Consider the following 13,177-nt stretch of genomic DNA (forward strand, 5'->3'; position numbering starts at 1 on the left):
TATTTTAATGATTAGCATATTTTGATAATTTGTTTTCCCATATGCTCTCATAATACTGTTGTTGATATTCAATCGTCTCCAATAGCGTAATTAAAAATAAATATTTTCTCGTGTTTTTAGTAAAGTCCACTCTTGATACTGAGTATGCATGACACCAATGGAATCAAATTTAGACATATGCACCCCCTGAACAAAAACTGATGTTTAAGGTTGCTTAATCTGAAGCCCCTGAGCGACATGCTTGAACTCTACTCTCCAGTGAATTCTACCAACATAATATTTAGTGAATATTCCTTAATAAAGAAGATATCGGAACGTTCTCCTATCACACCTAACTTCGATTAAATAGATTTTATCTAATTGCTTTTATAGACAGACTCTAATCTCTTTTACTGATTTTTTTCATTAAGGAAATTAATTTAACTATAATTTTATCAAATGAACTGATTGAATATTTTTTTACAAGAAAACTGAGCAAACCAAAAAATAGTGAAATAAATATTATAAGAAATAATACTTTTAACCCTATTTCTACAGATTCCATTTATATATACCTTCCTTCTTGTCATTATTGTATACACAATATATAATCTCTAAAACTAACATATTTGTGAAATTAAGTNATGTTTCACCGACTGTGCGGACTGCTCGGCGAGCTTGTTTACCTCATTGGCGACAACGGCAAACCCACGTCCAGCTTCACCTGCCCGAGCCGCCTCAATGGAGGCATCCCTATTTCTACAGATTCCATTTATATATACCTTCCTTCTTGTCATTATTGTATACACAATATATAATCTCTAAAACTAACATATTTGTGAAATTAAGTATATAACCCCTCTAAATTAATGAGAAAACGCCTTAAAACTCCTCTTATCTTAAGCTAAGACTACATTCAATTAATCGTTAGTACATTTATACTTCTTCCAACCATAATTTACAAATAGAAAAGATTCGCTGGCTGTATTCTCATATGCAAGAGTTTCTTGAATCCATGAATGCCTATGGGAATGCAGATACCTTTATTGAACCGCCTTGAAGGAATTTAAATTATATTAATATAGGTGTGTATCCGACCCTAGAATATCATTTTTCACTACGAATAGGTATAGATATTACTTCTAAAATTCATTACTAAGTTCACAATTTGATCAAAAATAAAACTAAAAAACAGCATTCCATTTCCATTATATATGTTAACATGGAAAAAAAAGGAGTTAATGTAAATGTTGAAAAAAGTTTTCACTTTATGTAGTGCTCTATGTTTATCTATCGTTTTAACTCTCCCGCTTGGTTTAACGGCAAGTGCAAGTGGAGCACTATCTTCTGACACCGTCGTTACTAAAGAGAATGCTAGTCAAATAATGGAATATCTCGGATTAGATCCTAGTAATCTAGTAAGTTCTGATACTATTTCAGATGACTCTGTTGAACCTGTTACTCTGGGAGAATTACAACAGGCCCTTGTCCAATTAGAACAGTCTCCAAAAGAAGTTATAACAACAGAAAATTTTAATAGTTTAGCAACTCAAACGAACTCTAATTTTTGTACAGGTTTGAAAATGCTATACTACACAACTAATCTTGGCGGTTCATTTGATCTATCATATGAAGTAGCTGCGAATTATTCATGGAACAAGTATACTTCTGCTAATAACGCAACTGTTTCCGTCAATAATAACACTGATAACCCCTTGATAAGTTTTACAATAGCTAGTAAAAATGTCGGGGCTAAAGTTATTAGTGATGGAGAAAAAGTGGAAATGAAAGCCACCGTTAAAGTCGATTCATGGTTAACACTTTTTAATACGGGACTGGTTAAAGTAACAACAACAACAGTTAATACAACAAAAGAATGGAATACTACACAAGGAGGGATACCAGGTTGTATCTAATAGATGTATCTCTAGTCTCTCCCTTTGAATCTTATACTTATTTCTAAATAACATTACAACAACTATCCTAACTCACTCTCCCCCGCATAAGAAACTATGTGAAAAGAGGGCTTTTGCAATGAAATTCACCCTATAAGATGGACACTTTGATTAAGTGCATCTTATAGGGTGTTTTTAAATATTTTAAAAAAAGACTAAAGACCCATTCATTAGGAATTGGCTATTGCCTAAAATTCAAGCAAAAACTTCAATAAGTGGGCTTTTCTCATTCAGCTTCATTCGTCCCGGTTGCAGGAATAAAGTCTTAGCACGACTCCTCATTTAGCCTGACCATAGAACTGTTTTGTGCGTCAAATGCCTCTTATCCGTTGCGAAAGCACGTTTCGACCATTAAAATTATTGGGTAATTATCCCTTAGAGTTGAATTATTTTCATATATACATAATCTGTAGAATGTCTTCATTATCATTTTCGCGAGGTGAATGTCGTGACAAGAATTGTTGTCCCTCCTGAGAAGCTTCAGGATATCTCCAAGCAATTTGCGCAAGCTTCGGTACAAAGCAGAAATATGATTAGCAACCTGAGCAGACATATTAGTTCATTACAGAGTCAATGGTCCGGAATCACACAGGAGCGTTTCTTTCAGAATTTTCAAGTGGCACATCGGCAAATGGCGAACTTCTCTACTTCGGTATCTTCCATCGGCACAGAGCTGAATACGATTGCCACTCGTTTCGCCCAAGCGGATCAGTCTCAGGGACAAGGTGTGCAGGCAAATGGAGGTCAGTCTCCTTCTGGCAAAGATGTTAAAACAACGTTATCGGATCTGTATGATCAAGGTAGTAAGTCTTGGGATGTACTAAATTCCATACAAGGGAATCTCGCTAAATCAGGAACTGTTTTACATGCAATTACAGCAACTTCTTTAGTATTAACAAAGACAATTCAGTTCAATGAAAGTGCTACAAAACGAAATGGAACAGCTGTTCATACAGCTAAATGGGTAAAAGGAAAAGGTGATACATTCCTAAGCCGCATGGCTCGCAACATAGATAAACAATTCCGAAAACCGGGGTTAGTTATGAAGGGGTTAAAAGGGTTTGATCATTTAACTACCAAGTTAAAAATGGACGGTCTAGGTCTGGGATTCAATAAAGCAAACAGCTTTACACAGTGGACTCGAAATGTCATTGCAGGTGTCCATAAAGGCAGTATTGGAATGAAAACCTCTTCAATACCAAAAATGATTGGTAAAAAACTATTTCCTATCAATGTTGGATTGAACGTTATTGATGAAAGTATCAAAACAGTATCTAAGATTAAAGATGGAACCTTAACCAAAACAGACCTTGCTGTATCCACTTCCAACGTTTTAATTAAATCTGCCTCTGCCGGTGTAGGTTCTTTAGTCGGAGGAACTTTCGGATTAGCATTAGGTCCGGCAGGTGGAGCTATCGGGGCTTATGCAGGTGGAGCAATTGGAGCAATTGTAGGGGATAGCATTGCTAAAGTGGCTGAGAAAGGTATACGGTGGGTTAGTGGATTATTCAAGTAAGGGGTATAAAGGATCTCTTTTCGTCAGGAGGAGTTATGGAATCAATAACCTATAATAGAAAGACAGCTTTTTACAAGTCTTTTGTCTGCTTTATATTCATTTTAGTTGCTTTCATACTTTTATACGAAGTATTGACAGCTAATCTCAACATCTTCCAATATGCATACTACGGTTCAGCTTCACTTTTATGTTTCTGGTTTTTTGGCCCAGCTTGGTTTTCTTTAACTTGGATCGCAGTAGCTAACGAACCCATACTCGTTCGTTGGGACAAAACACAAATCCTACTAAACAATGGTAAATCTATTCCTTGGAAAACCATTACAAGAATTGAACTCAAACGTCCCTTTCTTCGTAAATGGGCACAACATTCGCCTCCATTTTACCGGCTTCATCTACACCATAATAAGCATGAAGATATAAGTACATTCCATCTGCTCACACAGAAAGAACAAACCACTTATTTGGGAATGCTACGTCAACGTTGGCATCTATATAAAGACAAGTAGTGTACTTCGATTCTAGTTTTTGGAGGCTATCCATGCAGTACGTTACATACCAGCGCAAATTTGCTATACGTCATGCATTAATTTCTGCTCTATTTATTATTGCTGGATTTGTCTTGATTGGTGACGTGATCTTCGGGGAGAACAGTCCTCTACAAACCTTCTATTTTAGTAGTGCTGCCTTCTTAAGCTTTTGGTTTATTGGACGGCTATTCGTGTGGAACATCATTAGAGCATTTGGCTCCAATGTATTGTTTGGCTTTGACGAGTCTGGTATTAAGACCGAATCTGGAGAACACCTGCCTTGGAAGGAGATTCAAACGATTCAATTGGTTGCGCCGGGAATCAATAAATGGATTCAACCTACCCCATCCTACTATGACTTGAAAATGCATAACGGACAGCGTCATAAAATCTATACGTACAGTCTACTGAAACATCAGGAAAACGATATTCTTAAAATGCTTCGCAAAACCTGGAATGAACGTAAATCACCTTCCAAAAAGCAAATAAAATAATGCAGGAATTGGACGTAAGTTTCAAATGAATTACACCTTTGTCAAAGGGGAGTGAGTGATCAGCAATCCATGGAGTCCATTACGTTTAGTCGATCAGTAGCACTGGGAAGATTTCTGATTGCTTTATCCGCAGTTTTATTTGGAATTTATCTTATATTAGCACCGGAACAGGGTGAGTTTGGCTGGTTCGCTCCCCTCTATTACGTTCTGAGATTTCGTTTTATCGATCTGGTTTGTTGGTCCTGCGTTATGTAAACTTACTGTTCTTCTATTCGCCAAAACAACTCTTATCTCATTCGACCAATATAGGGTGACCGCCAGAGACGGTAGATCCCTTCCCTGGTCTGATATTAAGCGTATTGAGGTGGTGGAAGATACTATTAACAATATAGCGCAACCGGTATCTAGGTTATACCGCTTCACTCTTTTAGATCGATCCCATGTCGACATGTCTACTTATCACCTTCTAACGAATCAACAATTTACAGATGGTGCAAAGAAATTACGTACAGCTTGGTCTCATAATAAACATCGTAAGGTTGAGAACTAACTGGCATCTCTATACAAAAACCGAAAGTAGTCACGCATGTTTCTCATCACACATTCCCTACACACTCATCTAATCGAAAGAAGGCGATTAAACTCATGGCTAAACCTCTAGTTACCCTATCTATCGAAGAATTCGGATTTGCGCTCGCCACGCTTGGCGCAGAAGACATTGCCGCCGGGCTTCTCAAACCAATGTATGGTGAATTATCTGAACAGCACTGGGAACTTGTTCTGCGAGCAGCGTCTCACAGCCTGTTATCCAAAGGACTTATCGTACGTATGGAAGAAACGGAGATTGAGATCGAGCCAGAGTTTCTGAAGATGCTGATGCATTTTGCCCAAAGCCGCGGCATGATTCGCGCCTATTCCGATAGCCTTGAGCAAGAAAAAGTATTAACCATCCACCAAGGTACAGATAACAACGATAAATACTTATATCACTTGGCAGTGGATCAACGCGTTCACCTGTTCACATGGACAGAACCGAAGGAATGGGAGGAAGAGCTATTCCGGTTCTACACAGGGCAACAGGAGCCATTCATTGAACAGCCCACTCAATTCAAGCTAACAGAGGAACAATGGAACGTACTTACGAACGAGGATAACCGCACTGCGTTAGATACCCTCATGAATGATTGGGAAATTCCCACGGAATCGCATGAGTTACTAACGCGTTGGCATGAGTCCTTCGAAGCGTCTGGTCGTCAAGTGGATAACCTTAGTATTATTCGTTACACCAGTGACCAAACGGAGATCCCTTTGCCAGATCAAGCTCTGCTTATGCTTCATACTGAAGAAGGCTTCTGGAGCATTTCCAATAATAACGCTAGTAACGAAAGTGAAGCCAGCATCGAGATTATCCAACATTCCAGAGCGTCCTTTCGTACACAATTACGGTCATGGATCGACCGCTTCGCAGTTCCTGTCTCCCATCCTTAAACCACTATCCAACACGAAGAAGTCCAAGTGCAACTATTCTCCGTTGCGCTTGGACTTCTTCTATTTTGCACCTATTCAGTTGGTGCTTAATGCTATGCCAATGGTCTGCTCAGCCTTCTTACTAGAAGATCCAAGACGGACTATGATTCAAACGATGTTCGTTCTGGAAACTTCCCGCCTTCTCTGAACAAACATCGCACCAATCGCTGAGCGGCTCGATTGAAGTAAAAACTTGAACTCATGCCGTCCACCTGAACAGGCTCCAGTTCCTTCACACTTTCCTTAATCTTATTCATCTCAATGAGTCCCATCTTCCGCTCATTCGGTCCGAATCGATAAATAACCTTTTCATCGTCCTCCGTCTGTTTCACCAGTAGAATCATTGACGCCATACAGGTTACCCCCTATCGTTACTAGTGAGATTCCAATGCCACAAATTCATCATACATGTTCAAAAAGATGCCGTAGACATCCCTCGGAATCAAATAGCTTTATTTTGAACTACATCTATAATTATTACCCAGATTGGAAGGAATGGATATAGGGCTTAGGTTAGTTATATTGATCCAAAACTCCCATTTTTCCAACATAAAAAGAGAGGCCCTTAAGGCCTCTCTCTCGATTATGAAGTAGCAACCAGTTTCTTCATACTTGTAATCAACTGATCTAGTTTAGCGTAATCACTAATCATGTCTGTCATTTTGGAATCCTGCGTTCGCATATTTTGATGCATGTCCTCTACAGAAGCCATATTCTCCTGCGTAATCCCCGCAATGTGAGACATACTATCTACCATTTCATTCTGCTGTACATGCAGATGGTTCGACGATTCACCTACACGATCGGTGTGCTCCTTCATCCGCTCCATATTCTCATGGATCTGCTCAATAAGGTCGCTCACTTCCTGTGAAACTGTTCTGCTGGTGGCTACAGCAGTCTGCCCATGAACAACCTGTCCATGTAGTCCACTGATCTGCGAACGAATATTGGATAGTATGCCATCAATCTCAGCCGCCGCTTTTCTTGAGCTATCTGCTAACTTGCGTACCTCATCGGATACAACGGCGAACCCTCTGCCATGCTCACCTGCTCGTGCTGCTTCAATCGCGGCATTCAATGCAAGTAGATTCGTCTGTTCTGCGAGCTCCTGAATGACACTGACAATGGAGCTGATTCGTTCATTATCACTGTTAAGCTTTTGCATCATCTCTACTGTACTGCCCATCATCTGATGTACGTTCTCCACGTCAGCAGATAACACGCCCATCTGAGTGCTGCTCTGCTCGGTAAGTCTAGTATTCTCCGCTGCATAATTCTGTAGCTCACGTGTACCATCGAGTAATGTACCTACCGTCTGATTGATCGTCTGTGATGTCTCGTTTACTCTCATGACACTACCGGTCTGTGCTTCAATGGACGATGTCATCTCCGTGAAGCTGAGGGTGACTTCTTTACTGATTTCTCCTGTTGTACGTACACCCTCTTGCTGATTGTTACTGAACTGATCCAGTGTCAGAACGGATGCCTTCAATTGCTCAAGCAGATGATCCGCAACCTTCTTCGCTTCCAGCGTCTCCTGCTGTCTCTCGGTGACCTGCTTTTGTAACCATTGACTAAAGTTCGCGCCAAAAGCTAATGCAGCTGTCGCAAATCCAAGGTACAGATACAAGTACAAGAGCGAATCCCCTGCAAACAGTCGATCTCCATACTCCGGTAACATAAATATGTACGTGCTCACGCCTGCACCCAGTACTCCTGTAAATATGATCGTCTTATAGTCTGCATACAGCGCCATAATCGCCAAATTCACATAAACTAAGAAATACGTACTAATGACCGGATTCGGATCGAATACGATCAGCATGACAACAATCAATGTTACGATACAAGCGATAAAATATTTAATCGATGTAACCCAGATTCGCTTGTATGTCATGAATGTAGCCACAGCACATGATGTACCTCCTATACCCACCAGCATCAAAATAATATTCATGCCCAGTCCAATCATAATATCCGTAACGATACTAAACGCAAGCATGATCCACAAAATTTTGATGAATAGCCGGTTACGTTTGTCTAGCTCCGTCAGAGCTCCCTTAACCATGATGTTTCTCCCCTCTGTAAAGTACTCCCATTGAAATACCATGAATAACCTATGTAAGATCTTATAAATGAAGTTTACTGGGACAATTGTAGTCCCTTAGACACCAAGGCTGAATCTGATTCCGATTGAATAATCCACGAATACCGTTCCTTATGCATATATACATCTCTCACATCCACAATGGAGGGAATAACGTCTTCACCCTTATAGAACACCCTTCCCGCAACCTTATTAATCGGCAAATGATATGAGACTCGCAACGCACGCATCAGCGTAGGTTCAAGCAACATGACGAAATACGTTATACCGTTCTTCTCCGCATAATGAACGATTGCGGACAACAATTCGGCAACATATTGCCCCCGAAAGCTCGACAAAACTGCCATTTTATCAATCTCTGCAACCTTTTTCAGGTTCTCTTGAATCATGGGATGCGTGTGGAATGATCCAATTTCATTAATGGAGCTATCCTCAGAATACGGCTTGATCTCCGTTGTCCCTACATAGTATCCTTCCTCCGTAATCACCACGTATCTTTCCAGAATTTCCTCTGAAAATTCAAGCTCGAATCCTTTTTCTGTCCAGACAGTTGTCCATATCCCGTTGAACATGGCCAGTTCCACTTCACTCTCTACCCTTTTGAACAAGGTCTCCGCTTCCTTTCTGAGTCATTCACAATAAAATACATTCATACATATTATCGGAACCGATAGAGGAAATATTTAGGTGGATTAAAGGCTCTCCCCTGCTTCAAACAAGCCTAAAGGGTTAAGTACCAACGGTTTGTGCCTCTGAAAAAAAAGAAAAAAGCAATGTAACTTGAATGAAAACATTCAAATCACATTACTTTATTTGGATTTAATTAACGAATAATCCCAGATGCTCAACCTAGTGTATGAGGCTATCCGATTCAATTACATCTCTACACTCGCACTCTATAACCCCGTACTCAATAACCTCATTCTATAATCGTGGGTCTATTCGATCTGATTCGAGGGACAATGTGGCAAGTACACATTCATGAATCCGCTCCACCGATTCGCCCCGTACGAAACGCTCGATCCCTTCCATTCCCAAAGCACTCTCCATGAGGGCATGTCTTTCTTTTTTGGACGTTTTGCGTTTCCGAAGGCGTGATAAGTTCTCAGGAGCAAGATAATCCATACCATAGATGATATGCAAATAGGCGCGTCCTCTAACTTTGATGGCAGGCTGAATCATTTTGTTTCCGTTCCAGGTACGGAACGTCTCCGGTTTGATTACGATCCCTTCATGACCTTCTGCGGTCATTTCATCCCACCAACGAATAATGTCTGCCTCATCTGTCTCGTCAGCGATGATACGGTATTCTGTTTCCATCATCAATGGGGAGATTCGGGCAAACTCACGATTCTGCTCCATATGCCATTCATGCGTCTGCTCCCAGAATGTCCCCGTGCTGTGTGCCAACGTATGGAACGGGGCAATCCGAATATCGCCAATATCATTTACATCCCAGCAATAGTACTGGAATACATCGCGAAATGTCTGGGCATTCACAAGCTTAAGTTCAGTCTCCTGTAACCATTTGGTTACATCACGACCCGCCTTCTCCGCTTCCCGAAGTTTATCCACCATGATGTTACGATCTACAAGAGACGATTCAGACACATGCGCATACTGTGAAGCGATTAGCTCCCTTGCCTTCAAGTTCCATGGCACAATCTCGGCGTCAAGTAATACAAATTCGGTTTGATGCCGCTCAAAATAACCATCTGCGCTCAAGTCCGCATGTAGTCTGGACAATACCAATTGCTCTGTTGCTGGATCAAAAAAGGATCTGCCTGTACGAGTCACGATGTTTCCGAGCATTGGTCGACCTACTCGCTGCCGCGCTACCTCCTCATCACGGAAAATCAGCAGTATGGCGCGGCTTCCCATATGTTTTTTCTCAGCAATCATACGGGTAACGCCTTGTGAGCGATAATACTGGAAGGCATCCTGTGGATGCTCCAGATAACCTTCTACCGAAGAAGCTACCGGCGGTGGACTCATTGTTGGCGGAATGTATACCAGCTCTTCGAGAGGCACGGTGAAATGGGAGAACGTATCAATCGCCGTTTGTGCAACCTCGCCATGTATCGTTACATCCATCCGCGAATTCGTTTGTACGGTAAAACCTTCCTTGAATTTACGCAAATTCGGCGGCGACAAACGTTTTCTTTCCCAACGTAATAATGGGCTGTTGCGATCCTCGGCATAATCCTTCCGGGCAGGTACACTAACTGATTCCCGCTCAGGCATGCGCCACGCTGTCAGCATGCCACCAAATACTACCCCTTGGTCAATGTTGACGGTGTCGTTCACAATCGTAGGATATGGACGAGGGTCATGTCCCCAGACGATGCACTCACCAGAAGTATGGTCTACATACCAATCTTTGCGAATAGGACGACCTTCCACATCTGTCCCTTCTACATCACCATATCGGCAGTAATCTTGAATGCGCTTGGATTGTTTTCCTATAAAATGATCTCGTATCCCTGCATGGGCAACGACCACCTGCCGTACACCGTTCTGGGTGAACACCAGATGTGACGATGCTTCGAGCAAAAAGTCTCGCAGTTCTGCTCGCACTTGCTGTGCCTGATCTGTGCCTTGGGCTTGTTCCAGTTGAATCAGCTCAGCTTCTACAAGTTCATCTCCATGACTAAGCGTGACATCGCGACCATCCAGATAACGTGCAATTTTCCAACCATGATTACTATCAATCATATAAGCAAGCCCTGCCGTGCAATGCTGTTGCCAGAATATCAAACACTTGAGAGATTCAGGCCCACGACTCGATACATCCCCAACCGAAACAAGCTTACGTCCGTCTGGGTGCTGGTATAGCCCGGTCTCACCTCTCACATATCCCAACTTGACGATTAATTCCATCATCTCTTCATAGCACCCGTGAATATCTCCGATGATATCCACTCCTGCTCCCATATCCAGCACAAGTGGGTTCGTTGTCCGAACAAATGTGATCTCATCCGGCTGTTTCAGGATATAATTCGCATCGAATCCTTCTTCACGAACAGAGCGTAATGAACGCTTAAATTGCTGTACCTGCTGCTTCACCCGTTGCCGTCCACGCGGATACTCCCGCTGGTTGTCCCGTTCCAACAGCTCCTTCTCTGGAATATCTAGTACGATGGCGATCACAGGTACGTGTGCTTTTCTTGCCAATCGAATAAGGCGTTCTCGATCTTCCGGATATAGGTGCGTTGCATCAATCCACGTCAGCTTATTCAGGCGGCAACGCGTACTTACGATAGCTTCCATTGCCTCAAACGCCTTCGCTGATACCTGCTGATATTCGGCATATAACACATCCGCCTCGCTACGTGGACGGTTCTTCCACTCCATATATTCTTCATCGCCCACTAGCATCCGGAACTGATCTGACGAGACCGCTTCCGTCCGCCGGATGACGCCTTCCCTCGCTAAACGATCCAGCAATGTCGTTTTGCCACTGTTTGACGGTCCAACGAGTACCACAACTCCCGCATGTGGCAGCTTGATCTCCCGATTTTTCCGCTCTGTGCGAGGTACTTCGTGACCCTTCGGACTAGATACTTCTCCTGCTCTTGATGTTACCTGCTTCTTGTCCTCTCTCATTGTTGGTGTCCCTCCTCTCTGCGCCCAAAAATAATCATCTGTGTAGGCTGTCCATAACCTTCTACCTGTTCACCAATGCCTTGGATCGTATAGGTGTAATTCGTGCCTGCCGACCATTCCACACATCGTTCAGCCAGTTCAGCGCGTGTCCATTCGAAACGATGATCGTGGTGACGGAAGCTCTCCTGCTCCATCGCATAGACGTCATTGTATTCCTTATTCGGTGTGGTCACGATCAAGACTTCTGGCTGATATTCCTGAAGCAGCGTATTCATAATTCCATCTAGGCGGTACGCCTCAATATGCTCAATGACTTCGCACAGAATCATGACATCCTGATGCTGCATCTGTTCATCAAAATAAAATAGTGATCCGATGATCGGCTCTGGCATCGCAAAGACCCCATGACGACCCTCCAGCTTCGCAAATCGTTCCATCGCACGTAGACGGGATTGACCAGAAGGCTCCACTGCCAGAATAGACTCTACCCCTGCAATGGTCGCCAGCCTTGCCGATAACTTCCCTTCTCCCGCGCCCATGTCGACGATTCTCTGTCTGTGTGGCAAACGAGCGACCACCTCCGTAATGGCACGGTATCGCAACTCATTCAAGTCGTCCGTTAGGACATCATCTGTTGATGCCTCTGTTGATGCCTCGTTTGAACGCTCGGCTAATTCATTTCTGTCATTCTCCACGTCTTCTGCGCTGAGCGGCTTGTTGTCTGAGATAGACAACCTACCTTCCTTCGACTCATATTTCCTTATAAGTTCAGCGAATCGTAAGGTACGTTTAACAATAAGTTCCTTGTGCGGATGGGTCTCCAGCCAGCCGTCACCGTAACGTTTAATTTTATCAATCTCATCCTCGCTGATGAAATAGTGCTTATAGTTATCCAACACCGGAATCAATAGAAATAACTGACGCAGTGCATTTTGCACGGTCTCCTGACCACGAAGAATGATGCGTCTTACACTGCTTCTCTTCTTCAGATCGAAGGAATAGGACAGCTCTTCTCGTTCCAAAGTAACGGCATACCCTAAGTGGGAAAATAACTCTTCCACCACGCGATCAGGTAAATCCGAAGCTACCGGTCCGAAGGATAATTGCAGGTCAAAAGGATGCTCCACCCATTTCGTATATTCTTCCTTCGGTTTACCGTTCAAAGCTGTGCCAAGTGCTGAACGTATGTAGGAGCAGAATAGACTGCTTGTCACAAATTCCCGATCATTGATATATTGCGTGATATCGTAACCGTCGGGGCTACCTCTCACCAGATCTACTGGATCAGGCTCTGCATGAATTAACACTTCCGTCTCACTAGACGTTGCGCGGGTGTAAACCATTCTGACGCGCACGCCTTTGTCTGTCCGATCGTATATATTGTTAGGGTTCTTCGCGAGCAAATGAGACACCACTGCCGCGTCTTCCCCACTTGCTTGTAAAATAAGGTGCATCGATGCTTCCTC

10 protein-coding genes and 1 pseudogene are annotated in these 13,177 nt (G+C 42.7%); 5 read left to right on the forward strand and 6 right to left on the reverse strand.

Annotated elements, in window-relative coordinates; genetic code table 11:
• Positions 1-623: 623 nt before the first annotated feature.
• Positions 624-731, reverse strand: a pseudogene (locus tag ASD24_RS29890) (methyl-accepting chemotaxis protein); the annotation flags it as partial.
• 495 nt (positions 732-1,226) lie between these two features.
• On the opposite strand from ASD24_RS29890, the gene ASD24_RS08520 reads away from it, so the two are divergent.
• The 5 genes from ASD24_RS08520 (at position 1,227) to ASD24_RS08540 (ending at position 5,959) form a co-directional block, all read left to right on the forward strand.
• Positions 1,227-1,895: a hypothetical protein gene (locus ASD24_RS08520; protein WP_056694433.1), complete on the forward strand. Its 669-nt coding sequence runs from the start codon at positions 1,227-1,229 to the stop codon at positions 1,893-1,895.
• A 487-nt stretch (positions 1,896-2,382) separates the two neighbouring features.
• A complete protein-coding gene (locus tag ASD24_RS08525) occupies positions 2,383-3,450 on the forward strand; it encodes a WXG100 family type VII secretion target (RefSeq protein ID WP_056694435.1) in 1,068 nt (355 codons plus the stop codon).
• Positions 3,451-3,485: 35 nt separating this feature from the next.
• Entirely contained in the window at positions 3,486-3,956 is a 471-nt protein-coding gene (locus ASD24_RS08530; protein WP_056694437.1) for a hypothetical protein, read from the forward strand.
• 32 nt (positions 3,957-3,988) lie between these two features.
• Positions 3,989-4,471 (forward strand): DUF5381 family protein, encoded by a 483-nt coding sequence (locus ASD24_RS08535; protein WP_056694439.1) that lies wholly within the window; start codon positions 3,989-3,991, stop codon positions 4,469-4,471.
• Between the two features lie 645 nt (positions 4,472-5,116).
• On the forward strand, positions 5,117-5,959 hold the full coding sequence (locus ASD24_RS08540) for a hypothetical protein (protein ID WP_056694441.1): 843 nt from the start codon (positions 5,117-5,119) through the stop codon (positions 5,957-5,959).
• A gap of 140 nt (positions 5,960-6,099) precedes the next feature.
• Here ASD24_RS08540 and ASD24_RS08545 read toward each other — a convergent pair whose 3' ends face one another.
• The 5 genes from ASD24_RS08545 to ASD24_RS08565 form a co-directional block, all read right to left on the reverse strand.
• Positions 6,100-6,351, reverse strand: a complete 252-nt coding sequence (locus ASD24_RS08545) for a hypothetical protein (RefSeq protein WP_056694443.1) — start codon at positions 6,349-6,351, stop codon at positions 6,100-6,102.
• A 230-nt stretch (positions 6,352-6,581) separates the two neighbouring features.
• Positions 6,582-8,066 (reverse strand): methyl-accepting chemotaxis protein, encoded by a 1,485-nt coding sequence (locus ASD24_RS08550; RefSeq protein ID WP_056694445.1) that lies wholly within the window; start codon positions 8,064-8,066, stop codon positions 6,582-6,584.
• 74 nt (positions 8,067-8,140) lie between these two features.
• Entirely contained in the window at positions 8,141-8,713 is a 573-nt protein-coding gene (locus ASD24_RS08555; RefSeq protein WP_056694447.1) for a GNAT family N-acetyltransferase, read from the reverse strand.
• Between the two features lie 316 nt (positions 8,714-9,029).
• Positions 9,030-11,711, reverse strand: coding sequence for a polynucleotide kinase-phosphatase (locus ASD24_RS08560; protein ID WP_082560336.1), 2,682 nt, complete (start codon positions 11,709-11,711; stop codon positions 9,030-9,032).
• Entirely contained in the window at positions 11,708-13,165 is a 1,458-nt protein-coding gene (locus ASD24_RS08565; protein WP_056694449.1) for a 3' terminal RNA ribose 2'-O-methyltransferase Hen1, read from the reverse strand. The genes ASD24_RS08560 and ASD24_RS08565 overlap by 4 nt, the downstream gene beginning before the upstream one ends.
• Positions 13,166-13,177 lie beyond the last annotated feature (12 nt).

This window comes from Paenibacillus sp. Root52, from assembly GCF_001426865.1.
GTDB lineage: Bacteria > Bacillota > Bacilli > Paenibacillales > Paenibacillaceae > Paenibacillus.